Genomic DNA, 26,663 nt, shown 5'->3' with positions numbered 1-26,663 from the left:
TTATGGCTCTGGCGAAACGCATCATTCCCTGCCTGGATGTCGACAAAGGCCGCGTGGTAAAGGGTGTCAACTTCGTTGATATCCGTGATGCCGGCGACCCGGTGGAAGTGGCCCGTCGTTACAATGAGCAGGGTGCCGACGAGATCACTTTCCTCGATATCACTGCCAGTCACGAAAGCCGTGACACCACCTATGAGACCGTGGAGCGGATGGCGGCGGAAGTCTTTATTCCGCTGACCGTCGGCGGCGGTGTGCGTACCGTGGATGACATTCGCAAACTGCTGAATGCCGGTGCCGACAAGGTATCGATCAACACCGCGGCCGTGTTCAATCCGGAATTCGTGCGGGAAGCGGCGGAGCGCTTTGGCAGCCAGTGCATTGTGGTGGCCATTGATGCCAAGCGGGTGAGTGAAGAGGGCGAGGAGCCCCGCTGGGAGATCTTTACCCACGGTGGTCGCAAGCCCACGGGGCTGGACGCTGTTGAATGGGCGCGCAAGATGGTGGAAATGGGTGCTGGTGAGCTACTGCTGACCAGTATGGACCGGGACGGCACCAAGATCGGATTCGATCTGGGCCTGACCAAAGCTATCAGCGATGCGGTGATTGTGCCGGTGATTGCCTCTGGCGGTGTCGGAGAGCTGCAGCACCTGGCCGATGGCGTCACCCAGGGCGGTGCCGATGCAGTTCTGGCGGCGTCTATCTTTCATTTCGGGCAGCACACCATTCCTGAGGCGAAAGCCTTTATGAAGGCCCAGGGAATCGAAGTCCGCGATTAATCCTTCTTCGCAAAAGCAGGTCGAATGGCCTGCTTTTCTCCTTCCGCAAACATCTCCCGATTGCCGTTGCGCATGGCCCACAGGCCGCTGACGGTGGCAATGGCGATACCCTGCTCATCCAGCTTTGGCAGGTGCTTCTCCAGGTAATCCACGGTGACCTTGTGAGGGTGCCCTATGCCTATGGCACTGCCATTTTCCCGCGCACGCTTGATCAGCAATTTGAACTGGCGGTCCACAAACTCCTCGGTTTGCTCATGGTCGAGAAACACGTCCCGGGTCATGGTTGGAATCCGGTAGGCAGCGGCGACATCACCGGCAACGGACGAGGCGATGGTGCGGCTGTCGATAAAGTACACCGGGTAGCGGAACAGCTCCTTCATCACCCAGTCCATGGGCTGCAGCTGCTGTGTCAGCAGGCTACCCATGTGGTTGTTGACCCCCTGCACGTGTGGGATGGACTGGAGTGCCCTGCGCAGGGTGGTCACCATGTTCTGTTCGTCCATATCCGGTGTTAGGCCACCGGGGCCGAGGCCATAATTGCGGGTGTTGGCCATGGGCGCATGCAGCATGATTTCCTTGTGCTGCTTGTGGGCGAGCCTGGCAAGGCTGTCCGTATGCCTGCGATAGGGCAGGAATGCCAGGGTGAGCGGCTGATCCAGGTTTGCCAGTCGCTCACCTTCAACAAGGCTGTGACCCATGTCATCAATAATAATGGCAATGGTTGGGGGCAGAGCCGTTCTTGCCGGCTCTGCCGAAACCGCGCCGGCGGCAATGCAGAATGCCAGGGCCAGCAGAGTACTCACTACTCTCACTGATCGCTTCCTTCTGCCTTGGCGCTCTTGTTCGGGTTCAGAATCCTGATTCCCTTGAGCAGGTTCAGTGCCGAGCGTAGCTGATAATCCCGGTCGGCAAGAGAACCGGTTGCGTTCTGGGCATCATCGTTTCCATCCTGGTCCTGCCCCTCGTTCTGCCCTTCAAGGTGCCCGCTCAGATCCGCTTCGGTGAAGAACGGCTTGCTGTCGAGCTCCTTGAGTTCCGCCGGCCGTACTTCAATATCGGGTTTGATGCCGGTGGCCTGGATGGAGCGGCCATCCGGTGTGTAATAGCGCGCGGTAGTCATCTTGATGGCGTGGGTCTCATCCAGCGGAATGACCGTCTGGACGCTGCCCTTGCCAAAGGACTTTGTGCCCATCACCACAGCGCGCTCATGGTCCTGAAGCGCGCCGGCGAGGATTTCTGAAGCAGAGGCGGAGCCGCCGTTGATCAGCACGACAATAGGCGTGCCTTCCATGATGTCGCCCGATCGCGCGCTGAAGCGCAGGCGGGAACTCTGGATGCGGCCCTCGGTGTAGACGATCAGTCCGTCATCAAGCAGGGCATCTGCGGTCTCTACGGCCGCCTGCAGCACCCCGCCCGGGTTGTTGCGCAGGTCGATAACAAGGCCGTCAAGATCGCGTCCGAGTTCGTCTTCCAGTCCGTTGAGGGCATCCTTGAACTGCGAGCCGGTATCCGCCTGGAACTGGGTAATGCGAACATAACCGTAACCATTTTCCAGCATTCGGGATTTCACGCTGGTGACCTTGATAACGTCCCGTTCCACTTCGATTTCGATGGGAGCGCTTTCCCCCTCACGCATAATGGTGAGCGTCAGGATCGAGCCGGGTTTGCCCCGCATTAGCTGGACAGCCTCTTCCAGGCTCATGCCTTTAACCGGTTTTTCATCCAGCTTGATGATCAGGTCCCCCGCCTGAACCCCTGCCTTCTGCGCTGGCGTGTCGTCGATGGGGGCAATCACTTTCACAAAGCCGTTTTCCATGCCCACTTCAATGCCCAGCCCGCCGAACTCGCCGGAGGTGCTCTCTTCGAGCTCTTCGTAGTCCTTGGGTGCCAGGTAGGTGGAGTGAGGATCGAGGTCTGACAGCATGCCTTTAATGGCGCTTTCGAGGAGTTTGCGATCGCTTACTTCCTCGACGTACGCATCTTTGATGCGGCTGAATACCTCGGTGAACTTGCGGAGGTCTTCCAGTGGCAGCTGCTTCTCCGGATCCGGCAGGCTTATTTCCACGCGTTCGCCGTTCTGGATGCCTTCCAGCAGCTGCTCGGTGGCGGCGTCTTTATCCTGGGCCCAGGCCAGTCCGGAAGCGGTTGCGAAACAGGTAGCGAGAGCAATGCTGCGTAATGGCAAGGCGTGGAGTGTACTTCTGACCCGTTTCATTCACATATCCCGTTTTTATTCCGATAGTTGGACTGGTTTCCCTGACTCCGAACAGTATGGCGTTACCTGCGGCGTTTGTCAGCCCTCCCGGGGGCTCTCAGTTTGCCAGCCATCGGCCAGGGTTGTCGGGTTTACCATTGTGCCGGACTTCAAAGTAGAGCGCCGGGGAATCTGTGCCGCCGGTACGGCCCGCCTGGGCAATGGGTTCGCCGGCAGCCACCCAGTCGCCTGGGCTGGTAAACAAGCTGCTGCTGTGGCCGTACAGGGTCATGTAGCCGTCGCCGTGGTCGATGATGGTGATCAGGCCAAAGCCCCGAAGCCAGTTGGCAAACACCACCCGGCCATAGTGTATGGCACGGATCTCCGCTTCGTCCCCGGTTCCGATCAGCAGGCCGTTGCGACGGAGTTTGCCGTCGGCATAGCGCTCTCCGTAGCGGCTCAGGACCTGTCCCTTTACGGGCCAGGGCAGTTTGTTACGTAATGAGGCGAAGGGCTGGGATTCATTGGGTGAGGGGATGTTGTTGATCGCCTGCTGCACTTCCGCCAGCAGGTTTTCAAGCCGTTTGCGGTCGGATTCCAGTTCTTCCCGCTCGCTGCGCCGGTTCTGGATGTCGGCATTGAGGGCGGCCAGTGTCTGTTGGCGCTCCTTTCTCGATGCCGTCAGTTCCTGCTGGCGTTTAGCGACGTTTTCCTCAGTTCTGGCCAGTTCAACCCGGGTTGATTGCACGGCAGCCTGTGTGCTTCTGAGTTCTTGCAGGCTTTGTCTGAACGCCTCCAGGCGGTCGACTGTGTCCTTGCTAAGGTATTCGTAGTAGGTCATGGTCCGGGCGATCTTGTCCGGATCAATTTCGTTAAGCAGTACCTTTACGGCTGGCGCATCGCCTTCCATCCAGGCGGCGCGGATCTGCTTCTTGAGACTGTCCCGCTGGCGGTCAAGGGTTCGGGTGAGCTCCTGCGCCTCGCTTTCCAGTTCACGGAGCCTCTGCTGCTGCTGTTCGGCCTGCTGGCGCAGAGAGCGGCGTTCACGGGTCAGGCGGCTGATATTCTTTTCGGTCGCGGCAAGTTGCCGCTCCAGGGAGGAGCGGTCCTCTTCGGCGTCCTCCAGCCAATCGTCGATGTCCTCAATGCGTTCCTTGAGTTCCTCGATCTGAGCCGGGGTTACATCCTGTTGGGCTGTAGCCGGCGCTGCGCCCAGAAGGAGGGCGAGCGCCAGAATCGCGTGGAGTTGCAAGGGTTGGTTCCGTTCCCGGATCAGCCGATCTCAACCAGGCTGTGCCCGGTCATTTCCTTCGGTTGCTCCATTCCCATCAGGGCTAGGAGAGAGGGCGCAACGTCGCTCAGGCTGCCGTCGTTCTTCAACACAACTTTGCGGTGGCCGGTGTATACCAGTGGCACCGGGCCGATGGTGTGGGCAGTGTGAACCTGGCCTGAATTCGGATCGGTCATCTGTTCGCAGTTGCCGTGGTCAGCCGTGATCAGAGCTTCGCCGCCTACCTCATCCAGGGCCTCGACAACGCGTTTCACGCATTCGTCCAGGCATTCGGCCGCCTTGATTGCAGCGTCCAGCTTGCCGGTGTGACCAACCATGTCGCCGTTGGCATAATTGCAAACAACCAGATCGTACTTGCCGCTCTTGATCGCTTCCACCAGCTTGTCGGTTACCTCTGGTGCGCTCATTTCGGGCTGCAGATCGTAGGTCGCCACCTTGGGGGAGGGCACAAGAATGCGCTCTTCACCGTCGAACGGTGTTTCCAGGCCGCCATTGAAAAAGAAGGTTACGTGGGCGTATTTCTCTGTTTCGGCGATGCGCAACTGGGTCTTGCCCTGCTTCGCCATGTATTCGCCAAGGCCATTGGTAAGCTGTTCGGGCGGGTAGGCGCAGGAAGTTTTGATGTCCGCCGCATACTCGGTCAGCATCACGAAGTCGGCCAGTTCGGGGTGCTTCTTGCGCTCGAATCCGTCGAAGTCCTTCTCCACAAAGGTGCGGGTCATTTCCCGGGCACGGTCGGCACGGAAATTCATGAACAGTACCGTGTCGCCATCGTTGATGGTGCCTTCCGGCTCCCCGGCGGCGTGGATGCGGGTTGGTGCTACAAACTCGTCGTTCTCTCCGCGCTCGTAAGCCTGTTCCAGCCCGGATACCGGATCGGATGCGGTGAATTCTGCGGTGCCCTGGGTCATCAGGTTGTAGGCGGCTTCCACACGGTCCCAGCGGTTGTCGCGATCCATGGCATAGTAGCGGCCCACGATCGAGGCAACGCGGCCGACACCGAGGCTCTTGAGTCTGGCCGCGGCTTTCTCCAGGGATGGTTTTGCGCTGCGGGGCGGCATGTCACGGCCATCGAGGAAGGCGTGGATGTAAACTTCCTTCGCGCCACGTGCGGCGGCAAGTTCGGCAGCGGCAATAATGTGGTCTTCGTGGCTGTGTACACCACCGGGCGACATCAGACCCATGAGATGAACGGCTCGGCCGCTTTGGACAGCCTTGTCGATCGCTGAGCAGAGCACTTCGTTCTGCTGGAAAGTGCCTTCTTCCAGATCTTTGTCGATACGAGTAAGGCTTTGATAGACCACGCGCCCTGCGCCCAGGTTCATGTGGCCAACTTCCGAGTTACCCATTTGCCCTTGCGGCAGCCCAACAAACATACCCGATGTATTGATCAGGGTTTTGGGCTGGTTTTGCCAGAGTTTGTCCCAGAACGGGGTGCTGGCATTGCTGATGGCATTGTCTTCAGCCGGGTCGCGATGGCCCCAGCCGTCCAGGATAATCAGTGCAGTCGGCTTGCGCATTGCAGTCATCATTAAGTCCGGAAGTAAAATGTTAGTAAATTTACTAAAACGAAAACGAAGTTTATCTATTTTCGCATTTACTGGCCACTTTCGTCACCTTCTGTCCGGGGAGCAGGCTGTGTATAATCCCGCCAAACTCATTATCAGGGTAAATTCATGGACCGGTTGTTTGAATTTGTCGTTAACCACTACATTCTTGTGTCGCTGTTCGTGGCATTCCTGGTTGCCATTCTCATTCTGGAGTCCCGTCGTGGCGGTGCCAAGATCTCGGCCCAGGGTGCGGTCAATCTGATCAACAAGGATGAAGCCGTTGTAGTCGACATCCGGGACCGCAAGGAGTTTGGTGAGGGCCGCATTACCGGCTCGATCAACATTCCCCTGAACAGCCTGAAGAGCCGGGTTGGTGAGCTGAGCAAGTTCAAGGACAAACAGATCATCGTTGCCGACAAGATGGGCCAGCATTCTGCCATGGCGGTTAAACAGCTGAACGCGGAAGGCTTCAGCAATGTGGTTCGCCTGAACGGCGGCGTTGCCGACTGGAAAGCCAGCAATCTTCCGCTGGTGAAGAAATAGAGCGGCCCTTGATCTGAAGATCATTCTGCCGCACTGTTTCACATAAGCCGGCCCGGCGCCAACGTAAAATGTCCCGGCAGCACACTTCATAACATCCCATAACAGCGGGCCCCGAGCCCATGATCGAGAACGAAAGGACTGAAAATGGCTGAGAATCAGCAAGCCGCAGCAGGCAGTGACAACCAGAACCAACCCCAGTTTGCCCTTCAGCGCATCTATGTGAAGGACCTGTCTTTCGAGTCGCCCAACTCTCCAACTGTATTTCAGGAGCAGTGGAAGCCGCAGGTTAACCTGGATCTGAACACCTCCCACAACAAGGTCAGCGACAACCAGTATGAGGTTGTGCTTTCCCTGACCGTCACCGCGAAAGTGGGTGAGAAGGTAGCTTACATCGTCGAGATCCAGCAGGGCGGCGTGTTCCTGGTGCAGGGCATCGAAGGCCAGCAGCTGGGCCAGATGCTGGGCGCCTACTGCCCGACCATCCTGTTCCCGTATGCGCGCGAAGCGATCGACGGTATTGTGAGCAAGGGCAGCTTCCCGGCCCTGATGCTGGCGCCGGTGAACTTCGACGCCATCTATGCCCAGGCGCTCAAGCGCAAGCAGGAAGAAGCTGCTGGCGAGGCAAGCGAAGAGCAGCAGACTCACTGATCCGAACCACTGTGATCAGATATAAAAAAACCGGCTCAGGCCGGTTTTTTTATGTCGCTCCGTTAAACCCCAGCTGCCGCCAGGCCTCGTAAACCGCCAGGGCTGCGGTATTGGAGAGATTCAGGCTGCGGCTATGCGGTTGCATGGGAACCCGCAGGCGATGCTCAGGCAGCAACCCCTCGCGGACATCAGCGGGAAGGCCGCGGGTTTCCGGGCCGAACATCAGGTAGTCGCCATCCTGGTAGCTCACTTCGTGGTAATGGGCGCTGCCTTTGGTGGTGAACCCGAACAGGCGTCCGGGTTGCTCGCTGGCCAGGAAGTCCTGGTAACTCTTGTGGATCCTGACCGTTGCGTACTCGCTGTAATCCAGCCCGGCCCGCCGCATCTGTTTGTCTTCCAGGTTAAAACCCAGCGGTTCAATCAGATGCAGCTGGCAACCGGTGTTGGCGCAGAGCCGGATGATGTTGCCGGTGTTCGGCGGTATCTCCGGCTCGTACAGCACAACGTGGAGCATGAAGCTTAGCGCTCGACGGCCAGGGCAACGCCCATGCCGCCACCGATGCACAGTGTGGCCAGGCCCTTGTGAACATCGCGGCGAACCATTTCATGCAGCAGGGAGACCAGAATGCGGCAGCCGGATGCGCCGATGGGGTGGCCCAGGGCAATGGCGCCGCCGTTCACGTTAACCTTGCCGGTGTCCCAGCCCATGTCGCGATTTACAGAAATAGCCTGGGCTGCGAAGGCTTCGTTGGCTTCCACCAGGTCCAGATCTTCCGTGCTCCAGCCGGCAAGCTTCAGACACCGCTGGCTGGCCGGGATCGGGCCGGTGCCCATAATCGTCGGGTCCACGCCTGCGTTGGCGTAGGCCTTGATGGTGGCGATCGGAGTCAGCCCCAGTTCTTTCGCTTTCTCGGCACTGCAGACCATCACGGCTGCGGCGCCATCGTTGAGGGATGAGGCGTTGCCGGCGGTAACGGTGCCGTCTTTCTTGAAGGCCGCACGGAGTTTGCCAAGCCCCTCGGCAGTGACGCCGTCGCGGGGGCCTTCATCGCGGTCAACGACAATCGGGTCGCCCTTACGCTGGGGAATGGAGACCGGAACAATCTGCCCATCGAAATAGCCGGCTTCGCGAGCGGCGGCGGCCTTCTGCTGGGACGCCGCTGCAAACTCGTCCTGCTCGTCCCGGCTGATGCCGTATTTCTCGACGATGTTCTCGGCCGTGATGCCCATGTGGTAATCGTTGAAGGCGTCCCACAGGCCGTCCTTGATCATGGTATCCACCATGGACCAGTTGCCCATCCGCTGGCCATTCCGGCTGTTGGGCAGCACATGGGGCGCCTGGCTCATGCTCTCCTGGCCACCGGCGATCATCATCTCGGCGTCGCCACAGCGGATGGCCTGTACCGCCATGTGAACCGCTTTCAGCCCTGAGCCGCAGACCTTGTTGATGGTCATGGCGGGCACCGACGCTGGAATGCCGGCGTTAATGGCAGACTGGCGAGCCGGGTTCTGGCCAACACCGGCGGTAAGAACCTGACCCAGTACCACCTCGTTGATCTGGTCACCGGCAACGCCGGTTTCTTCCATTAGTGCCTTGATGACGGCGGTTCCCAGCTGGTCTGCGCTCAGGCTGGAAAGACCTCCGCCAAAGGTTCCGATAGCAGTACGGCGGGCGGCAACAATAACGACATCACGCATGGGAATTCTCCGGATCAGTGGCGCGCGCGGGATTGGGGCCGGCGCGAACAGGATTGAAAACTGCTGGCATTGTATCCGGAAAGCGGTCACCGGCCAAAGATCAGGTCCGTCATGCGCGGGTTGTACTACATGTTCAGGCTTCGGCCGCCATCAACAGAGACGATTTGCCCGGTGATAAAGGGCGCATCGCAGATCAGGAACGCAATGGTTTCGGAAATATCGTCAGGGTTGCCGGTGCGGGCCAGTGGCGTCTTCTGAAGGATTGCCTGTTGGGCGGATTGATCCATCTCGGCTTCGCCCTCTGGCCAGAGGATTGCGCCTGGCGATACGCCGTTCACGCGCACGTCCGGCGCCAGGTCTTTTGCCCAGGAGCGCGTCAGGGCAGCCAGGCCGGCCTTGGTGGCGCAGTACAGCGGGTGATCATCGATAGGCCTTTCACTGTAAATATCGATCAGATTTACGACGCTGCCGCGGTTTCGCCGAAGTTCGGCCAGGCATCCCTGAAGCAGGAAAAATGGGGCCCGTAGGTTGGTGTTCAGGATTGTGTTCCAGTCGTCTTCGGTGGCGTCTGCGGTCGGGGTGGGGTAGAAGACCGATGCATTGTTCACCAGTGCGTCCAGTCGGCCCCACTGTGCGATGGCGTCACTGGCCAGCCGGTCCACTCCAGTTAACTGGCTCAAATCCGCCTGCAGGGCGCAGGCGGAGTCGGGCCGTTGGCGGTTCATCTGCGCAATCAGTGAGTTCGCCTGCTCTTCCCGGGTCCGGTAGTGAATCACCAGGTTCCACCCTCTTTCGTGAAGTGTCCGGGCAGTCTGTGCGCCAAGACGGTGGGCTGCGCCGGTGATCAGGGCAACAGGCGTTGTGGACGGCATGATGCCTCCTCAGTGGTTGGTCGGGGCGACGGCGTCGCCGATGCGTTTCAGGCGTTCAGTCCGGATTGCGCTGCCCAGTTCCTTGCCTTTATACCCTTGCGCCAGGAGGGTTCTCGGCTCAACGCCGGTCGCCGCTTCCGAGGCGGTTCGCAGCAGGTCCAGTGTGAGGGAATCGCCCGGCAAGGCGCACTCGAGCACCTTCGTGAGTTGCGAAAAACGTTCCGGGCGGCGCCAGACGTCCGCCTGGTCGAGCAGGTCCAGAAGCGTTTCGGCTTCCGGGCTTTGCGCATCAATGTCCCGGATCTGGGGTGTGAAGGCAGTAACCAGTCGCGCCAGATTCTGACAGTCATTGGGTGCCTTCAGGGCTTTGCCCCTGTCCTTTGCAACAGGGGCATCCAGGGGGGAGAGCAGGGCCGCAAAACGCTCCTCCGTCTCGGCGTGCAAGCGGCGGTGGACGCAGCCAAGTGCCGCCATCGCGAGTTGAAAGACTTTTTCCGAAGCTAATTCCGGAATAAGAACCTCAAGGGCGCCGCAGTCACGAAGAACTTCGAAAAAGGCCTCGGGCGCCTGTTCATGCAGCGCCCGCTGGAATTCTTGCCAGACCCGTTCGGGCACCAGGTGGTCTACTTCTCCGCTATCCACCATGCGCTTCATCAGGGCCATGGTCTGGTCGCACACGGAAAATCCCAGCGGGTGAAAGCGGGCTGCGAACCGGGCTGTGCGAAGAATTCTCAGGGGGTCCTCGGCGAAGGCCTCCGAGACATGCCGAAGCTTGCGATCTTCAATATCTCTGCGGCCTTCAAAGGGGTCGACCAGATCGCCGTTTTCAGCTTTTGCCATCGCATTGATGGTCAGGTCCCGGCGCTTCAAATCCTGCTCAAGGGTGACGTCGGGCGCGCTGTAAACAGTGAAGCCGTGGTAGCCGCGCCCCTGTTTCCGCTCGGTGCGAGCCAGGGCATATTCTTCCCGGGTTCGGGGATGCAGAAATACCGGGAAGTCCGCGCCCACCTGCTTGAAGCCGTTGGCTAGCATTTCCTTTGGAGTTGCGCCGACCACCACCCAATCCCGGTCCTTGACCTCAAGGCCGAGTAATTCGTCACGAACGGCACCGCCAACCAGATAGGCCTGCATGAAATCGCTGATTCCTTTCGGGAGTGTGTCGGTGGATTATCCGGTTCCCGGGCAGGGCAGGCAAACCTGTGACGCATGAGGGCCATAAAAAAGCCCGCCCGGATTGCCCGGGCGGGCTTTGATTGGAGCTTGGGGTCAGATGAAATCTTCATCTGACCCCACTTTCAGCTTTCCATCAGAACGCGGTGCCAAGCTCCAGGGCGGCACCGGCATCTGCATCGCTGTACAGGGCGCCGATATCGAGGCGGACGCCGACAATGTTCAGTCCGAGACCTGCCGTGAACTGGGTTTTCTCTTCAATGCCGTCGTTGTCATCGTTGCTGGCCAGGTTGTGGCGAACACCCACCCGCAACTGGGCGTAACGGAAGGCGTCGAATTCGGCGCCAAGGGCTGCCCACTGGGTGTCGTCCTCAAAGCCAAAGGCTTCCTTTTTGGTCAGGTCCACTTCCGCGGTGATAACGTGGTATTCGCTCTTGTGCGCGATGCCCGCTGTAACCATCGGGTCCAGCTTTAATGTGCGAACTTCCTCTCCGAGCAAAGGCCGGCTCGCAGCGGAGTCGAGCTCCATGGGGATCAGGTTTTTAACGACAATTCCGGTGTTCCACTGGTTGGAATCACCAAAGCTGTAGGCTGCGCCCACGTCGAGGTTGAAGCCGCTCTTTTCAGTCTGATACTGGTCATCGTCGAATTCGTCATCTTCGAAACCGGAAACCGCTTCCGTGTACTGGAAGGTGCGCAGCTCCACGTATTTCGGCGACAGGCCAAGCTGGAAGCTGTTGCCATCCTGTAGCTCAAAAGCCCGTGCGAAGCTGATGCCCACTTCCCCGACGGCGGATGCCAGTATTTTTCCTTGTGATGTCAGGTTCAGGGTGCCATTCGTACTGATCTGGTCGACGGCATTCTGAACGTCCTGGGCCGTTGCTGCAGTGGCAATCGCATTCAGTGCGGTAATATCCTGATCGGACACGTCACCACGAACGGTTGCTGTCAGGTTTGCATTGGTAAACACGCCGACAGCCAGAGATTGTCCCGGCACAGCCAGGCCCAGCCCTAGACCGGCGTTCACTCGCATGGTGTCCCTGTCGAATTCGGTCAAACGGTCGCTGAGATCGGCGGCGCCGTCCTGAATACTTTGTGGGTCGTCGGTATTGGGATCAAAACCGGAAACCAGCGATTCAAGATCAGTGATTACATCCTGGATATCATCCACCTGGTCAACTGTTTCTTCCTCATCCGCTGCGCGAGCATTCACCGAGGGCAGCATCAACCCAAAATCATCGTTCCAGCTGTGGTGATCGGAGGCCATCATCGCTGGGTTATCCATCGGCGCTGATGATGGTGTTGCTACAGCGACGCCAGTGCCACCCATGGCAAAAGAGCGGGCAGACATAAACGACTGCGGGCTGGCCAGTGCAGAACTGGTGGCAATGGAAAGACCAATAGCCAGAGAAAGTTTGGTCAGGCGATATCCGGTCATGAAGAATCCTGTCAGGTAAAAAGGCAAAATAGATGTTACGTACCTGAAAGGGTAAGGCAGAACCTTATCCAGCTCATGACGCATGGGGTAACGGTTTGTTTTTGATGTGTAAACAGAGGCAGTTTTTTGCCGCATAGGGATTGCAAAACAATACGGTTGGGAGTTGTTGATCGGAATATCAGGCAGTTAGAAAAACTGGCGTAGTTTTTTCATGGGAAACCGGAAATGACGTTTTCTGGAGACACGCAATGAACCTTCGCTGGATACTTATGCCTCTGCTGGCAACAACGGTGGCTGCTTGTGCGCCGGTTGGCAGTTATCAGGGGGATAACGGCAACCAGTCCCGCCAGGATACGATGCTGGAGCCAATTACTGTGCGGGTGAGCGGTCTGGGGACCTATGAGGATGTTGCGGCCGACCGTTCAAATATCCGCAAACGTCTGATGGCCCGGCGGGCCTCCCAGCTGGACGCCTACCGGAATCTCGTTGAACGGGTCTACGGTACTGTCGTGTACGGCAGTTCCACCGTTAATGATTTTGTGCTGCGCAACGACACCTTCAGAACCTATGTGGACAGCTACATTCGCGGCGCGAAGTTGGTCGCGGTCAACGAGCACAGCGACGGTGTCTTCGAAACGGTGATGGAACTGAAGCTCGAGCCACGTTTCCGGGCCTGTGTGGCCAAGGTTGCTAATGATCAGGTGCAGGATCTCTGCCCGATTCCCATGCCGCAGGAAAATGACAGCGTGGGCGATGTGCAGAGCAAAGGCGTGGATTCCCTGTATTACCTTGATTGATCGAGAGTATAGAGAGTGTAGGGAGTATCGAGAATTATGAAACGCTTGCTGTCACTGGCTGTGCTCGGAGCTCTGGCGCTCTTCGTGGTTTCTGCCGCCCATGCGGTGGTTCTGGAAGGCGTGGGCCATGCCAATATCCACAATGGCAACCTGGAAGCCGCCCGGGCTGAGGCCCGCAAGGCCGCAATCCGGGACCTTTCCCTGCAGTATGAAGCCAGGGTTAGCACGCACGACACCATGAAAAACGGCGTGATCACTGAGTCACGGATGGATCTGGCGTCAAGCGCCAGAGCCCGGAATGTGCGGGTAATTGATGAGTACCAGAGTGGCAATCTGTTGCGGGTGATTGTCCGGGGCGATATCAGCGAGAGTCGCAGCCAGTGTGGATCTGGAGATTCCGGACGCCTGAAAAAGCGCGTCGCAGTGACCGGGTTTCCTGTCCTGTATCCGGACCAGGCCAGAGTCGGGCGGATTGATGACGCCGGCGAAATCTTGCCGCAACAACTCCAGCAGCGTTTGGTGGCTCAGGGCGGATTGCAGGTCTTTGGTGCGACAACCTCACGGATGTTCACGGATCTGCTGAACGCGCCTACGGTACAACAGGGCGACAATCGATTGACCAATGTACTGGAACTGGCCCGTGAAATGGGCGTTCAGTTCGTAGTGACAGGCGTTATCCGGGATCTTGGCGTTGCGGATCCGTCAGCGTGGGGCACCTCCGTGCTGGATAAAATGCAGCGGGGCATCGGGGCGGTAGATCAACGGCGCCGGTTTGCGGCTGATCTCGTTATCTTCGACGGCTTCAGTGGCGCGCCGGTCTATCGTCAGAGATTTGAAGCCGCGGCCGATTGGGATGCCGGGCCTGGCAGTTCAGCAGGGTTCGGCTCTGCCGGCTTCCAGAAAACCGCCTACGGTCAGGCTGTCGAGGATGTTATCGCAGACATGGCGATGGCAGTAACGGATGCATTGGCGTGTCAGCCCTTCATGACCAGAATTGCGCGGGTAGACGACTTTTCTGTAACGCTGGAATCCGGGGCTACAGCAGGCCTCAGGCCGGGTGATGAGTTGAAGATCTATCGCAGCAAGCGCTACCTGGAATCACCAGATGACTCACCAGAATTGCAGGACAGCGACTTGTCAGTGACGCTCGAAAAAGTTCAGCCGCATTTTAGCCGGGGTACCATGCCGCAACTGGGCGGCATCGTGAATATCCAGAGAGATGATATAGCGATTATCTGGTAGGGCTGACGGGCATCAATTGCTGGCGTTGGCCACCTCGGCGGCCGCAATGTCGCGGATCTTGCCAACCATCGCCCTGAGCCCGTTGCCGCGGGTCGGGGAAATGTGCCGGAACAGGTCCAGCTGCTCGAATAACTCATCAATGTCCGTGGCCAGCAGGTCCCTCGGGGTTTTGCCGTTAAGGGCGACCAGGATGATGGCAGCCAGTCCACGAACAATCATGGCGTCGGAGTCAATCAACAGGTACAGCCGGCCACTGTCTTCATCGTAATGATGAATCAGCCAGACCTGGCTCTGGCAGCCATGAACATAGTTTTCTTCAACCCGGGATTCCTCGGGAAACGCAGGAAGCTGCTTGCCCAGATCAATGATAAAAGCGTAGCGCTCTTCCCAGTCGTCCAGCAGCTCGAAGCCATCGAGAACGTCATCCAGGGTGGTGTCTTTACCCAAGGGGTTGTTCAGAAAGTCCTGTTCACTGGCAGTCATTTACAGCATTCCCAGTTCGAGTTTGGCTTCGTCGGTGAGCATTTCGTTGCTCCAGGGCGGATCGAAGGTCAGTTCAACGGTCACCTTGTCCACATTGGGCACATGCTCGAGCTTGGTTTTCACATCTTCGGTTATCACCGGGCCCATGCCGCAGCCGGCGGCAGTCAGCGTCATCAGCACGTACACATGGTTGCCGTCTTCGGTGCCATTTTCAATCCTGCACTCGTAAATCAGGCCCAGATCCACTACGTTCACCGGAATTTCCGGATCGTAGCAGTTCTGCATGGCTTCCCAGACCTGGTTTTCGTTGACGGTGCCGTCTTCCGGGGTTTCAAAGCTGCTTTCCAGGGGTTTCTTGCCGAGCGCGTCGGCATTGTGGCCTTCAATCCGGGCAAGGTTACCGTTAACAGCGACCGTAAAGGTGCCACCCAGCGACTGCGTGATGGTCACAAAGGTGTCCGACGGAATCATGATTTCGGTTCCGGAAGGAACAAGGCGGGCTTCCACCTCGCGTTTGGTCAGGACCACTTCCCGTTCTTGCATGCCTGTTCGGGCCTCGCTCTTTTCAATCTTTATATCGGATTACGCGACGGTAAAACTCTCGCCGCAACCGCACTCTGCGGTGGCGTTCGGATTGCGGAACTGGAACATGGAGTTCACGCCCTCCGTCACAAAATCGATCTCGATGCCGTTCACCAGCGGCAGATGCTCTTCTTTCACGAAAACATCGACGCCATCAATGTGAAACACCTTGTCGTCGGCGGCGGTGTCTTCCACCCATTGGGTTTCGTATTTGAAGCCGGAGCAGCCACTTTTCTTGATGGCCAGCCGAATGCCCTTGGCGTCCGGCTTTTTCTCCAGCTGTTTGCGCACGTGCTTGACCGCGCTGGGCGTCATGGTGACGGCGACGGTCGGGGTGAAGACTTCGGCTGTCATAATTCCACCTCCATCAGGCAAACAGACGCTGGACTTTCTGCAGGGCGGTAAACAATGTATCCACCTCGTCCAGAGTGTTGTAGAACGCGAATGAAGCCCTGGCTGTACCGGGAACTCCATAGAAATCCATCAGCGGCATGGCGCAATGGTGACCCGTGCGGATTGCGATTCCCTGCTGATCCAGCAGCGTGCCTATATCACTGGGGTGCAGGCCGGCAATTTTAAAGGATATAACCGGCACTTTGTTTTTTGCCGTACCGATAATCTCCATGCCGGGTACGGTTTCCACCAGCTGGTTGGCCCGCTCAAGGAGGCCGGTCTCGGCCGCTTCCATGGCGGAACGATCCAGGCCGTTCAGGTAGTCGATGGCGGCTCCCAGTCCGACTGCCTCGGCAATGGCCGGGGTGCCTGCCTCGAATTTGTAGGGCAGGGTATTCCAGGTGGTCCGTTCAAAGGACACTCGTTCGATCATCTCGCCGCCGCCCTGGTAGGGAGGCATTTCCTCCAGCAACTGGGCCTTACCGTAAAGCACGCCAATACCAGTGGGGCCAAACAGCTTGTGCGATGAGAACACGTAAAAGTCGCAGCCCAGCGCCTGAACGTCCGGCTGGTAATGAGGTACCGCCTGGGCCCCGTCCACCAGGGTGATGATGCCGTGGGCCTTGGCCTGTTCAATCAGGGCCGCCACCGGGTTCACCGTGCCAAGCACGTTGGAAACGTGGGTGATTGCCAGCACCCGGGTCTTCTCATTGAGCAGGCTGGTGAAGGACTCGAGGTCCAGCTCGCCTTCCGGTGTCACCTGAACAGGCACCACTTTCGCACCCGTGCGCTCGGCAATCATCTGCCAGGGCACGATGTTGGCGTGGTGTTCCATGTGGCTCACCAGGATCTCGTCACCAGCCTTCAGGCGCGGGGCGAGCCCATTGGCAACTAGGTTGATGGCCTCGGTCGTGCCGCGGGTCCAGATAATTTCCCGGGTGCTTTCGGCGTTCAGGAAGTTTCGAACCGTCTCGCGGGCACCCTCGAAGGCGGAGGTCGCACGGTCTCCCAGCGTATGGGCGCCCCGATGGACGTTGGAGTGCATCTCACGGTAATACCGATCCATGGCATCCAGCACAGCCTCCGGCTTCTGGGCCGACGCACCGTTGTCCAGATACACCAGGGGCTTTCCGTTTACCTGCTGGGACAGGATCGGGAAATCCCGGCGAATCGCGTCCACGTCGAAGGTGGTGCGCTTGGCGGTGCTTGCCACGGACAGATCGGTCATAACCGGTTACGCCTCCTGAAATGTCTGTTCGAAGAAGTGGTTCAGACGGCCCTGGACCGTCTCCCGCACTGCTTCAACCGGAATCTGCTCGACCAGCTCGTTGATAAAGGCCATGGTGAGCAGAACGTTCGCCTGACGCCGGCCGATACCCCGTGAAACCAGGTAAAACAGCGAGATTTCGTCAAGCTGGCCGATGGTCGCGCCATGGGCACATTTCACGTCATCGGCATAGATTTCCAGTTCCGGCTTGGTGTCAATCTCTGCCCCGTTGGACAGCAGCAGGTTCTTGTTGTTCATATCCGCATTGGACTTCTGGGCGTCCTGATGGATATGAATCCGGCCATTGAACACGGCGTGGGACTGGTCCGCTGCGATATTCCGATAGGTTTCTTCGCTGTTGCAGTGGGCAGCCACGTGCTCGATGGTGGTGTGGTTGTCGTAGTGCTGTTTGCCCTGGGTAACAACTACCCCGTTGAGCTTGCACTCAGCGCCTTCACCTTCAAGCCGAACCTGCAGATCGTGCCGGCGCAGGGGGCCACCAAACCCAACGGTATGGCTTTCAAACCGCGAGCTGCGCTGTTGCAGGACGCCGGTGGAGCCAATGTGCTGGACGTTCTCGCCTTCCATGTTCAGGCGAATGCTGGTGATGTTGGCGCCGTCGGCCACATTGAATTCAGTGACGGTATTGACCATGACCTGGGCCGAGCCGCTGGAGATGTACTCCTCCACCAGCGTAATCTGGCTATGACGGCCGGCATCCACGAAAATGCGCGGGAAAGCCGAACCGCTGGCCTCGGCCGTTACCTCGTGAACAATGAACAGCGGCTGGTCGAGCACTGCGTCCGGCTTCAGGCGAATCAGCAGGCCGTCTTCAAAACGGGCTGAATTCAGCCGGGCCATCTGAACCGCCTTGTTGTCCAGGGTGCTGTCCAGGCGATCCGCCAGATCGCTGGCTTCCTCATCGCTCAGATCGCCGAAGCTCTTGATGCTGATGCCGTCCAGATCCGGATATTCGCAGGCCTCTGGCATCATTACACCGTTAAGGAACGCAACCTTGTAGCCGGGCACTGCCAGGCCGCTGCCGGTCTTGCCATCCGCCGGCAGGGAGATGGCCATGTCGTCGGTCAGCTTCAGGTACTTGCTGGAGTATTTCCAGTTTTCGGTTTTCCGGGTCGGCAAGGGCATGTCGACCAGAGCGGTTCCACGCTGCTTGCGCAGGGCGAGCAGGGGCTCCGGCAGGGACTGCCCGGCCGGGTGCAGGAACGCGGTGGAAAGAGTGGGTGCTGGTTTCATTCCGCGACCTCCTTAGTTGGCTGAACTGTCGGCAGTTTCTTCATCCTTGATGCCCAGCCAGCCGTAGCCGCGTTCTTCCAGCTCCAGCGCCAGCTCGCGGCCACCGGATTTGATGATCTTGCCGCCCGCCAGAACGTGCACGTAGTCCGGCACAATGTGGTTCAGCAGACGCTGGTAGTGGGTCACCATCAGGATGGCGCGGTCTTCCGCGCGCAGAGCATTCACGCCGTCAGAAACAACCTTCAGGGCGTCGATATCGAGCCCGGAGTCGGTCTCGTCGAGAATTGCCAGCTTCGGCTGCAGCAGCAGGGCCTGCATGATCTCATTACGCTTCTTCTCACCACCGGAGAAGCCTTCGTTGACGCCCCGCTTCAGGAACGCCGGATCCAGATCCACCTGCTTGGAAATTTCTTTGGCGAGCTTCATGAACTCCGCCGCGTTCATCTCGTCTTGGCCCTTGTGCTGGCGCATGGCATTCACGGCGGTGCGCAGGAACTGCAGGTTGCTCACCCCGGGGATCTCCACCGGGTACTGGAACGCCAGGAAAATGCCTTCGCGGGCACGCTCTTCAGTTTCAAGTTCCAGCAGGTTGTCGCCGTTCAGGGTGATTTCACCCTCGGTAACTTCAAATGCTTCGTTGCCTGCCAGCACCTGCGACAGGGTGCTCTTACCAGAGCCGTTGGGGCCCATGATGGCGTGAACTTCCCCGGCCTTGATTTCCAGGTTGATGCCCTTGAGGATTTCTTTGCCCTCAACGGATGCGTGCAGGTTCTTGATGCTCAGCATTTGTAGCGTCTCTCTCATTTAACCGTCTGAATTCTGTTGCCTGCCCCTAACTGGGCGGAGTCAGCCATCGGGCAGGCCCTTCCGGGATACGCTGTAAATACATCCCTGTACGCTCGACGAAATCATCCCTGATTTCGACGATCCCGGAAGGGCCTGCCCGACGGCTTCTGCGATACTTTTGTGCTTGCCGTCCTGTTAACCAACGGACCCTTCGAGGCTAACTTCAAGTAGCTTGCCGGCCTCGACAGCGAACTCCATGGGCAGCTCTTTGAACACTTCCTTACAGAAGCCGTTCACGATCATGGAGACCGCCTGTTCCGGGTCGATACCGCGTTGGCGGCAAAGGAACATCTGCTCGTCGCTGACCTTCGAGGTGGTTGCCTCGTGCTCTACGATGGCCGACTTGTTCTTGCTTTCAATGTAAGGGAACGTGTGGGCGCCGCAGCGGTCGCCGATCAGGAGCGAATCGCACTGGGTAAAGTTACGTGCACCTTCCGCCCCGGGGCCGAATTTCACCAGGCCGCGGTAAGCGTTGGAGCTCTTGCCGGCGGAAATACCCTTGGAGATGATTGTGCTGGAGGTGTTCTTGCCCAGGTGAATCATCTTGGTGCCGGTGTCGGCCTGCTGGTAGTTGTTGGTCAGTGCCACGGAATAGAACTCACCAACGCTGTTTTCGCCACGCAGGACACAGCTCGGATACTTCCAGGTGACCGCGGAGCCGGTTTCGACCTGGGTCCAGGAAATCTTGGAGTTCTTGCCGATGGCGGCGCCACGCTTGGTGACGAAGTTGAAGATGCCGCCTTTACCTTCTTCATCACCCGGGTACCAGTTCTGCACGGTGGAGTATTTGATCTGGGCGTCGTCCAGGGCCACCAGTTCAACAACCGCAGCGTGCAGCTGGTTCTCGTCCCGCATGGGCGCGGTGCAACCTTCAAGGTAACTCACGTAGCTGCTGTCTTCGGCAATAATGAGAGTACGCTCGAACTGTCCGGTGTTGGCTGCGTTGATGCGGAAATAGGTGGACAACTCCATGGGGCAGCGAACGCCCTTGGGTACATAGACAAACGTACCGTCGGAGAAGACCGCGGAGTTCAGCCCGGCGAAAAAGTTGTCACCGGCCGGCACTACCGAGCCCAGGTATTTTTTGACCAGCTCCGGGTAATCCTGAATTGCTTCGGAGATAGAGCAGAAGATCACGCCGGCTTTGGCCAGTGGTTCCTTGAACGTGGTTGCTACGGAAACCGAATCGAATACTGCATCAACCGCCACGCCCGCGAGCTTCTCACGTTCGTGCAGGGGAATGCCCAGCTTTTCGTAGGTTTTCAGAAGCTCCGGATCCACTTCGTCCAGGCTCTGGGGCATGTCTTCCGGCCGCTTGGGCGCGGAATAGTACGAAATCGAGTTGTAGTCGATTTTCGGGTAGCCCACGTGGGCCCAGTCCGGCTCGTCCATCTCGAGCCAGCGACGGTAGGCTTTCAGACGCCACTCCAGCATCCATTCCGGTTCTTTCTTGAGGCCGGAAAGGCGGGCGATAACGTCTTCATTAAGGCCGGGTTCGAACGTGTCGGATTCAATGTCTGTTACAAATCCGTACTCGTATTCCCGTTTGATCAGCTCGTTCACCTCGGTGTCGGTGGTCGCCATGATCGTCGCTCCGTATTCTCTCATCGCGGGCTTGCGCCCTTAGTGTCGCCGACAGCGTCAAAGATGGGCTGTCGATCGGATGTCTTCAGTTTGGGTGTTGCAGTGGTCGCTCATCCCATGAGTACGCCCTGCAATCGCTTTTTGGATGACGGATTTCAAAGACTGTCGCTGATAAGTAAGCAGAAAATCCGCCTGAATCCATCGCTTCTGGCGAGCGATTATACAATACCAGAGTAAAATAGTCAGGTATTAATTTGTGCGTGGGGTGATTATACCTTAATCGGCCTTTGGGGCACTAAGGGGGGGGGTAATGAGGCTGATAGTCTGGTTATTGCAGGACTGCGAGGTTCGAGGTGGGCGCCAGGCGGGACTGCCTCCCAAAACACGCCGTGAACCCATCCCTGGGGGCTCGGCATTGCCATCCATGGCAATGCACGGTTTTGGGAGGCAATCCCGCTTGGCGCCTCAGACTAATTGCTAGTCGCCGGTAGCCAGGAGTCTGGTGAGGTAGCTGTGCTCCAGAGTTTGTGGAAGATTAGCCGGTTTTGGAATCCGCACGATATGCCCGCTGCCCGGCGCATAGTCCATGGCCTGGCCGTTTCGGTTCTCCATGACATTAGCCGAGAACCGGATGTTGCCGGCCGGGCTGATCAGTTCCAGTTGGTCGCCGGGGGCGAATTTGTTCTTCACGTCTATGGTCAGCCACTGGTCATCCTTGCCGGTAATGGTGCCAACCACCTGCTGGGTGCCAAGGAATGAGGAGCCCTGTTCGTAGGTCTGGTATTCCCGGGGCATATGGCGGCGCAGGAAGCCTTCGGTATAGCCCCGGTTGGAGAGGGCTTCCAATTCGTCCATCAGGTTCATGTCGAACGGCTTGCCCTGCACCGCCTCGTCGATGGCGCGACGGTAGACTTGGGTGGTGCGGGCCACGTAGTAGGTGCTCTTCGTGCGGCCCTCAATTTTCAGGGAATGAACGCCCATCTTTGCCAGTTCAGCGACGTGTTGAACGGCTCTCAAATCCTTTGAGTTCATGATGTAGGTGCCGTGCTCGTCTTCATAGGCGGGTATGAATCCGCCCGGGCGGTTGGGCTCTTCCAGCAGGATTTCTTTCGGTGCCACCTCCTGTACATCGCCGCCGCCGCAGGTGGCGATCAGGTCGCCGGTCTGGTCGTGGCCGTGCTGGACCTGTTTGTAGTTCCAGCGGCAGGCGTTGGTGCAGGCGCCCTGGTTGGCGTCCCGGTGGTTCATGTAACCCGAGAGCAGGCAGCGGCCAGAATAAGCCATGCACAGGGCGCCGTGAACGAAGACTTCGAGCTCCATCTCCGGGACCCGTTCGCGGATCTCGCGAATTTCATTCAGGGCCAGTTCACGGGAGAGGATGACTCGGCTGATTCCCTGACGCCGCCAGAACTCTACCGTGGCCCAGTTCACCGCGTTGGCCTGTACTGAAAGATGGATGGGTTGGTCTGGCCATTTTTCCCGCACCAGCATGATCAGGCCGGGATCCGACATGATCAGCGCGTCGGGTTTTTGTTCCAGTACTGGCGCCAGATCCCTCAGATAGGACCGCACCTTGTCGTTGTGAGGTGCTATGTTGGAGACAAGGTAGAACTGTTTGCCCAGTTCGTGGGCCCGTTCAATGCCCGCGCCAAGCGCTGCAACGTCTTTGAAACTGTTGTTTCTTACTCTCAGCGAATAGCGCGGCTGGCCTGCGTAGACCGCATCGGCGCCATAGGCAAAGGCGGTTTCAAGGTGTTCGGGGGTGCCCGCGGGGGCGAGCAGTTCCGGGGTTTTCATAGTGGCTCCGGGCGATTCTGAAAACGGGGCATTCTGCCGTATGCCGTCGGCCGTTCCCTTGATCCTGCTCAAAGGTCTTATTGATTGTTTTCGGCTAACATGTGTACGCTCACGGTTCGGGCTTTTCGGGCCGAAGCGTTGCAAAGGAGGAATTCAGGATGGCATCAAAGCCTCTGACGCCAGAGGTGGCGCGGGCTTCGCTGAGTGTCAGGGTCAGTTCCCTGATCAGTGTTCAGCTTGCTCGTGGCAAAGTTGGTGTGGAAGTCGTGGCGTCGCAGCTGCATATGAGCCGCTACACGTTGCACAAGAAACTGAAGCGTGAAGGGCTGACCTTCGCCCGTTTGCTGGAGGATGTTCGCCGCAGGCAGGCGCTGACCTACATGCAGGACAGGACCAAACCGCTGGTGGAGATTGCCGAGCAGCTCGGTTTTTCGGAGTTGAGCGCATTCAGCCGGGCTTTCAAGCGCTGGATGGGGACATCCCCGGCTGAATACCGCTCTGTCAGGCTATCCTGATCCGGATTAGACTTTTTTGAACACCAGTGAGGCATTGGTACCACCAAAGCCAAAGCTGTTGCTCATCACCAGGTCCAGTTTCTGGTTATCCATGCGTTCCCGAACGATCGGGTAGCCTTCGGCCCCTTCATCAAGGTCCTGGATATTTGCCGATGGAGCAATAAAGCCTTCACGCAGCATGATCAGGCTGTAAATAGCCTCATGTACGCCCGCCGCGCCAAGAGCGTGGCCGCATAGGGGTTTGGTGGAGCTCAGCGGCGGGATCTTGTCGCCAAACGTCTCTTTCAATGCTTTCAGCTCCGTGATGTCTCCGGCCGGGGTGCTGGTGCCGTGAGTATTCACGTAGCTGATTTCGCCATCCAGGTTCTTCATTGCCTGCTTCATGCAGCGCACTGCGCCCTCGCCACTCGGGGCAACCATATCTGCGCCATCGGAAGTTGCACCGAAGCCGACGAGCTCTGCCAGGATGTTTGCGCCCCGCGCTTCCGCGTGCTCCAGCGCTTCAAGGGCCAGCACACCGCCACCACCAGAAATCACGAAGCCGTCCCGATTCGCGTCATAGGTGCGTGACGCCAGTTCAGGCGTGTCGTTGTATTTCGTCGACAGGGCGCCCATGGCATCGAACAGCAGGCTCAGGGTCCAGTGGATATCTTCGCCACCGCCGGCAAACATGACATCCTGGCGCCCGAGAGCGATCAGATCGGCGGCATGGCCGATCGAATGCGCGCTGGTAGCGCAGGCAGAGGTGATGCCGTAGTTGATGCCGCGAATGCCAAATCCGGTTGCCAGTGACGCATTGATCGCACTGCCCATGGTGCGCGGCACGCGATAGGGCCCGACACGGCGGATACCGCGGTCGCGATGGGTATCGATGGAATCCAGCAGCTCAACCGTCGAGGCGCCGCCCTGGCCAAAGATGATACCAGTGGTGTCGGCCTTGATGTGCTCATCGGTCAGCCCGGCCTGCTCGATAGCCTCAAGCATCGCCAGATAGGTGTAACCGGAAGCGGGGCACATGAAACGCCACAGTTTCCGGTCAATCAATTCGGGCAGGTTCAGGTTGATCTGGCCGCAGATGTGGCTGCGCAGACCATTGTCCCGGGCTTCTTCGCTAAAGCCGATGCCAGAACGGGATTCCCTGAGTGACTGTGCGACTTCCTTCTGGTTGGTACCAAGGCTGGAAACAATGCCCATACCGGTGATTACAACACGACGCATCCTGTTAACTCCTAAAAATCATCGGTCGAGGTGAACATGCCGACCCGCAGGTCTTTGGCTGTGTAGATTTCCCGGCCATCTACTTCCATCCGGCCATCGGCAATTGCCATGGTCAGTTTGCGCCTGATCACGCGTTTGAGATCCAGACGGTAGGTGACTTTCTTGGCCGTCGGCAAGACCTGGCCAGTGAACTTCACTTCACCGGCGCCCAATGCGCGGCCTTTCCCTTCACCGCCACCCCAGGCGAGGAAGAAGCCTACCAGCTGCCACATGGCATCGAGGCCGAGGCAGCCCGGCATCACGGGATCATCAACGAAGTGCACCTTGAAGAACCACAGGTCCGGATTGATGTCGAGCTCCGCTACCAGGCTGCCCTTGCCGTAGAGGCCGTCGTCGTCCGCAATGTGCGTGACGCGGTCAAACATCAGCATCTCGTTGATGGGCAGGCGCATGGAGCCGGGGAAGAGCTCGCCATGGCCGCATTTGATCAGGTCTTCTTTATCAAAATGATCCGGGTTCATAGTGCCAGTGTCTCTGTTACAAAATGATTTCCTCATACTTTAGCTCGAATTTCGGGAGCTGCTATTGACCTTTAGTGGATGATTGCCGGTTTGAAGTTCCCCGAACTCGTCTGTTAATCCCGTTTGATGGTCATCAAGGTGCTTGTGCGACCCCGCGAATACAATCATCTATCAGAAGTCCGTTCTGTGACATCCGGAGATTCGAGACTGGCAAGGAGGGCGTATGTCCGGGAATGAGGAAATTATCGCAGGCAAGGTTCGGCGCGAGGGTGACCGGGTTTTGGTACGTCTTGAAAGAGAAACCGGGCACTTGCCTGAACGAGTCTGGAAAATGCTGACAGACTCGGTGTGTCTGGCGGAGTGGCTGGCGCCTGGAAAGCTGGATGCCAGGCTCGGCGGTCGGGTTCAGCTGGATTTCGGTAACAGTGGTATGCCGATCGATTGTCGGGTCACGGATTGCCAGCCGAATCGTCGCTTGGCCTATTCCTGGAGTTCGGGTGATTCCCCTGAGCGTCCGTTGATATGGGACCTTGATCCCATCGACGAGGGAACCCGCCTGTCGCTGACATTATTACTGCCTGATGATGAGGTGGTGCCGATTGCCTGTGCGGGCTGGGATGCTCATCTTGAGATGCTTCTGGCGGCATTGGAAGGAATCAGTATTCACTTCCCTGCCAGCCGGTTCCGCCAGGCAAGGGCAAGGTTCGAGTTGCTGGTCAGGCAGGAGTTGGCTGCCTGACCAGCGGTTCAGCCTTCACGACCATCGGGTCTGGGGCTGGCGAGGATGCCGGTGTAGCGGTACAGGAACATACCGAAGGCAAACAACCAGAGCAGGGTGCTGCTGCCAATGCCGGGGTGCCAGGGAATGATTTCGAAGGCGGTAAGCACCCGTATCAGTGCGGCCAGATGAATTGCAACGAACGCAAGCACCATGCCTTTGGGCAGCACCAATGGTCTGCCGCTGTGGCCGAGGGCGACCCGGGCAATGACCCCGAGAATCAGGCACGCGACCGCGCCGGTTCCGGCGGCGTGACTCCACGCGTTGGACGGCCAGCCCGCGAACAGTGTGCCCGCGAGCAGGAACAGGGACACCGGCACCCACAGGATGGACAGGTGCAGAATCCAGAGCAGGGGCTCCTGGCGTACGAGCCAGCCCTTCCATCCCGCCAGACGCACCAGCATAAGCCCACCGGACAGCAGCGCCAGCAAACCAGTAACGGTTTGCCAGCCAGTCACCAGGGATGCCATCAGCAGAATCAGGCTGAATACAGTTGCCATGTCCAGCGCGGGAATGGTCTTTACAGCGTTGCTGTCGAGTCCCCTCTGGCGCAACCAGCCGGTGGAAAACGCCGGAGTGATGCGGCCACCGACAATACTGATCAGTGCCATGGCCATGATCAGGGCACCATAGCTGAAGGCCATGTCGAGGCGGGTGACAAAGCCGATCTGCATCAGCCAAAGCAGGCCGAGTACCACCATGATCATCAGTTGTCGTTTTTGCCGGGCGTGCCAGATACGCCAGCCGGCATCCACCATCACCAGGGGCAGGAATGCCAGGTTTACTCCCTGAACCAGCCAAAAGGGCAGGTCAGCACCGGTTGCCAGCAGTACACGGCCGGCCAGCCAGACGCCCCAGAGCAGCACCAATCTGAATCCATGAGTTCGTTCTGTCTGGGTCCAAACACACACTGCGGTTAACAGGAACCCCGCGATCGCTCCCGACAGAAAGCCAAACAACATCTCGTGCTGGTGCCAGAATAACCCGGGCATGGCCAGTGGAAGACTGATAACACCATTGACCTGCATCACCCAGAGGGGAATGACGGCAAGGGCCAGAACGGTCATGGACAGAAAGAAAATCCGAAAGGGGTAGGAAAATAATTGGCTGACGCTGACCGGCGCCCGTTCAGGGGAAGTAGGAATGGCCCGCATAGATGTCTCCCATATACATGTATTCTGTGTATATGTTAAACCCTGACAACCG

The 26,663-nt window shown here is 58.3% G+C and carries 27 protein-coding genes; 7 read left to right on the top strand and 20 right to left on the bottom strand.

What is annotated here, in order from left to right; genetic code table 11:
• Nucleotides 1-2 precede the first annotated feature (2 nt).
• The gene (gene hisF, locus ACGK9W_RS13195) at nt 3-776 is read left to right on the top strand and encodes an imidazole glycerol phosphate synthase subunit HisF (RefSeq protein WP_405417121.1); all 774 of its coding nucleotides are present in this window, start codon (nt 3-5) and stop codon (nt 774-776) included.
• Here the strand turns inward: hisF and ACGK9W_RS13190 are convergent.
• The 4 genes from ACGK9W_RS13190 to gpmM all read right to left on the bottom strand — a co-directional run bounded on the left by ACGK9W_RS13190 (nt 773) and on the right by gpmM (nt 5,790).
• Nucleotides 773-1,588 (bottom strand): divergent polysaccharide deacetylase family protein, encoded by an 816-nt coding sequence (locus tag ACGK9W_RS13190; RefSeq protein WP_405417120.1) that lies wholly within the window; start codon nt 1,586-1,588, stop codon nt 773-775. The genes hisF and ACGK9W_RS13190 overlap by 4 nt on opposite strands.
• Nucleotides 1,585-2,991 carry a S41 family peptidase gene (locus ACGK9W_RS13185; RefSeq protein ID WP_008169320.1) on the bottom strand — a complete coding sequence of 469 codons (1,407 nt, stop codon included), beginning with the start codon at nt 2,989-2,991 and terminating at the stop codon, nt 1,585-1,587. The genes ACGK9W_RS13190 and ACGK9W_RS13185 overlap by 4 nt, the downstream gene beginning before the upstream one ends.
• A 97-nt stretch (nt 2,992-3,088) precedes the next feature.
• Nucleotides 3,089-4,222 (bottom strand): murein hydrolase activator EnvC, encoded by a 1,134-nt coding sequence (locus ACGK9W_RS13180; RefSeq protein ID WP_008169321.1) that lies wholly within the window; start codon nt 4,220-4,222, stop codon nt 3,089-3,091.
• Nucleotides 4,223-4,242: 20 nt separating this feature from the next.
• Nucleotides 4,243-5,790, bottom strand: coding sequence for a 2,3-bisphosphoglycerate-independent phosphoglycerate mutase (gene gpmM / locus ACGK9W_RS13175; protein WP_405417118.1), 1,548 nt, complete (start codon nt 5,788-5,790; stop codon nt 4,243-4,245).
• A gap of 147 nt (nt 5,791-5,937) precedes the next feature.
• Between gpmM and ACGK9W_RS13170 the strand changes: the two genes are divergently transcribed.
• Nucleotides 5,938-6,354, top strand: coding sequence for a rhodanese-like domain-containing protein (locus tag ACGK9W_RS13170; RefSeq protein WP_008169323.1), 417 nt, complete (start codon nt 5,938-5,940; stop codon nt 6,352-6,354).
• A 144-nt stretch (nt 6,355-6,498) separates the two neighbouring features.
• Entirely contained in the window at nt 6,499-7,002 is a 504-nt protein-coding gene (gene secB, locus ACGK9W_RS13165) for a protein-export chaperone SecB (RefSeq protein WP_405417116.1), read from the top strand.
• Between the two features lie 49 nt (nt 7,003-7,051).
• On the opposite strand, the gene trmL is transcribed toward secB, so the two are convergent.
• The 5 genes from trmL to traF form a co-directional block, all read right to left on the bottom strand.
• Nucleotides 7,052-7,516, bottom strand: a complete 465-nt coding sequence (gene trmL / locus ACGK9W_RS13160; RefSeq protein WP_008169325.1) for a tRNA (uridine(34)/cytosine(34)/5-carboxymethylaminomethyluridine(34)-2'-O)-methyltransferase TrmL — start codon at nt 7,514-7,516, stop codon at nt 7,052-7,054.
• 5 nt (nt 7,517-7,521) lie between these two features.
• Nucleotides 7,522-8,700, bottom strand: coding sequence for an acetyl-CoA C-acetyltransferase (locus ACGK9W_RS13155; RefSeq protein WP_008169326.1), 1,179 nt, complete (start codon nt 8,698-8,700; stop codon nt 7,522-7,524).
• Between the two features lie 125 nt (nt 8,701-8,825).
• Nucleotides 8,826-9,572 carry a pteridine reductase gene (locus ACGK9W_RS13150; RefSeq protein ID WP_008169327.1) on the bottom strand — a complete coding sequence of 249 codons (747 nt, stop codon included), beginning with the start codon at nt 9,570-9,572 and terminating at the stop codon, nt 8,826-8,828.
• Between the two features lie 9 nt (nt 9,573-9,581).
• A complete protein-coding gene (locus ACGK9W_RS13145; protein ID WP_104270735.1) occupies nt 9,582-10,703 on the bottom strand; it encodes a multifunctional CCA tRNA nucleotidyl transferase/2'3'-cyclic phosphodiesterase/2'nucleotidase/phosphatase in 1,122 nt (373 codons plus the stop codon).
• Between the two features lie 175 nt (nt 10,704-10,878).
• Nucleotides 10,879-12,180, bottom strand: a complete 1,302-nt coding sequence (gene traF / locus ACGK9W_RS13140) for a conjugal transfer protein TraF (RefSeq protein ID WP_008169329.1) — start codon at nt 12,178-12,180, stop codon at nt 10,879-10,881.
• Nucleotides 12,181-12,428: 248 nt separating this feature from the next.
• Between traF and ACGK9W_RS13135 the strand changes: the two genes are divergently transcribed.
• Together ACGK9W_RS13135 and ACGK9W_RS13130 are read left to right on the top strand one after the other, a co-directional pair.
• Nucleotides 12,429-12,977, top strand: a complete 549-nt coding sequence (locus tag ACGK9W_RS13135) for an LPP20 family lipoprotein (protein WP_405417112.1) — start codon at nt 12,429-12,431, stop codon at nt 12,975-12,977.
• A gap of 36 nt (nt 12,978-13,013) precedes the next feature.
• The gene (locus tag ACGK9W_RS13130) at nt 13,014-14,219 is read left to right on the top strand and encodes a flagellar assembly protein T N-terminal domain-containing protein (RefSeq protein ID WP_014578231.1); all 1,206 of its coding nucleotides are present in this window, start codon (nt 13,014-13,016) and stop codon (nt 14,217-14,219) included.
• Nucleotides 14,220-14,231: 12 nt separating this feature from the next.
• On the opposite strand, the gene ACGK9W_RS13125 is transcribed toward ACGK9W_RS13130, so the two are convergent.
• From ACGK9W_RS13125 to yegQ, 8 genes are all read right to left on the bottom strand, one after another.
• Nucleotides 14,232-14,702, bottom strand: coding sequence for a SufE family protein (locus ACGK9W_RS13125; RefSeq protein ID WP_008169334.1), 471 nt, complete (start codon nt 14,700-14,702; stop codon nt 14,232-14,234).
• Nucleotides 14,703-15,245, bottom strand: a complete 543-nt coding sequence (gene sufT / locus ACGK9W_RS13120; RefSeq protein WP_008169336.1) for a putative Fe-S cluster assembly protein SufT — start codon at nt 15,243-15,245, stop codon at nt 14,703-14,705.
• A 39-nt stretch (nt 15,246-15,284) separates the two neighbouring features.
• Nucleotides 15,285-15,638 carry an iron-sulfur cluster assembly accessory protein gene (locus tag ACGK9W_RS13115; protein WP_008169339.1) on the bottom strand — a complete coding sequence of 118 codons (354 nt, stop codon included), beginning with the start codon at nt 15,636-15,638 and terminating at the stop codon, nt 15,285-15,287.
• Nucleotides 15,639-15,651: 13 nt separating this feature from the next.
• Complete coding sequence (locus ACGK9W_RS13110) at nt 15,652-16,905, bottom strand: aminotransferase class V-fold PLP-dependent enzyme (RefSeq protein ID WP_008169340.1); 1,254 nt, start codon at nt 16,903-16,905, stop codon at nt 15,652-15,654.
• Between the two features lie 6 nt (nt 16,906-16,911).
• On the bottom strand, nt 16,912-18,198 hold the full coding sequence (gene sufD, locus ACGK9W_RS13105) for a Fe-S cluster assembly protein SufD (RefSeq protein ID WP_008169342.1): 1,287 nt from the start codon (nt 18,196-18,198) through the stop codon (nt 16,912-16,914).
• A 12-nt stretch (nt 18,199-18,210) separates the two neighbouring features.
• Nucleotides 18,211-18,984 (bottom strand): Fe-S cluster assembly ATPase SufC, encoded by a 774-nt coding sequence (gene sufC, locus ACGK9W_RS13100; protein ID WP_008169344.1) that lies wholly within the window; start codon nt 18,982-18,984, stop codon nt 18,211-18,213.
• A 195-nt stretch (nt 18,985-19,179) separates the two neighbouring features.
• The gene (gene sufB, locus ACGK9W_RS13095; RefSeq protein ID WP_008169346.1) at nt 19,180-20,628 is read right to left on the bottom strand and encodes a Fe-S cluster assembly protein SufB; all 1,449 of its coding nucleotides are present in this window, start codon (nt 20,626-20,628) and stop codon (nt 19,180-19,182) included.
• 477 nt (nt 20,629-21,105) lie between these two features.
• Nucleotides 21,106-22,425 carry a tRNA 5-hydroxyuridine modification protein YegQ gene (yegQ, locus tag ACGK9W_RS13090; RefSeq protein WP_053112987.1) on the bottom strand — a complete coding sequence of 440 codons (1,320 nt, stop codon included), beginning with the start codon at nt 22,423-22,425 and terminating at the stop codon, nt 21,106-21,108.
• A 158-nt stretch (nt 22,426-22,583) separates the two neighbouring features.
• Here yegQ and ACGK9W_RS13085 point away from each other — a divergent pair, with 158 nt between their 5' ends.
• Nucleotides 22,584-22,940 carry a helix-turn-helix transcriptional regulator gene (locus ACGK9W_RS13085; RefSeq protein ID WP_014578227.1) on the top strand — a complete coding sequence of 119 codons (357 nt, stop codon included), beginning with the start codon at nt 22,584-22,586 and terminating at the stop codon, nt 22,938-22,940.
• A 6-nt stretch (nt 22,941-22,946) separates the two neighbouring features.
• Here ACGK9W_RS13085 and fabB read toward each other — a convergent pair whose 3' ends face one another.
• Together fabB and fabA are read right to left on the bottom strand one after the other, a co-directional pair.
• Nucleotides 22,947-24,158 (bottom strand): beta-ketoacyl-ACP synthase I, encoded by a 1,212-nt coding sequence (gene fabB / locus ACGK9W_RS13080; RefSeq protein WP_008169352.1) that lies wholly within the window; start codon nt 24,156-24,158, stop codon nt 22,947-22,949.
• Nucleotides 24,159-24,169: 11 nt separating this feature from the next.
• Nucleotides 24,170-24,679 (bottom strand): bifunctional 3-hydroxydecanoyl-ACP dehydratase/trans-2-decenoyl-ACP isomerase, encoded by a 510-nt coding sequence (fabA, locus tag ACGK9W_RS13075; protein ID WP_008169354.1) that lies wholly within the window; start codon nt 24,677-24,679, stop codon nt 24,170-24,172.
• A 223-nt stretch (nt 24,680-24,902) separates the two neighbouring features.
• Here fabA and ACGK9W_RS13070 point away from each other — a divergent pair, with 223 nt between their 5' ends.
• On the top strand, nt 24,903-25,418 hold the full coding sequence (locus ACGK9W_RS13070) for an SRPBCC family protein (protein ID WP_008169356.1): 516 nt from the start codon (nt 24,903-24,905) through the stop codon (nt 25,416-25,418).
• 8 nt (nt 25,419-25,426) lie between these two features.
• Here ACGK9W_RS13070 and ACGK9W_RS13065 read toward each other — a convergent pair whose 3' ends face one another.
• The gene (locus ACGK9W_RS13065) at nt 25,427-26,611 is read right to left on the bottom strand and encodes an NnrS family protein (RefSeq protein WP_273085739.1); all 1,185 of its coding nucleotides are present in this window, start codon (nt 26,609-26,611) and stop codon (nt 25,427-25,429) included.
• Nucleotides 26,612-26,663 lie beyond the last annotated feature (52 nt).

This window comes from Marinobacter flavimaris (assembly GCF_045057155.1).
GTDB classification, from domain to species: Bacteria; Pseudomonadota; Gammaproteobacteria; order Pseudomonadales; family Oleiphilaceae; genus Marinobacter; species Marinobacter manganoxydans.
The sequence above is the reverse complement of the archived record's forward strand: the minus strand, read 5'-3'. Positions and strand labels throughout refer to the sequence as shown.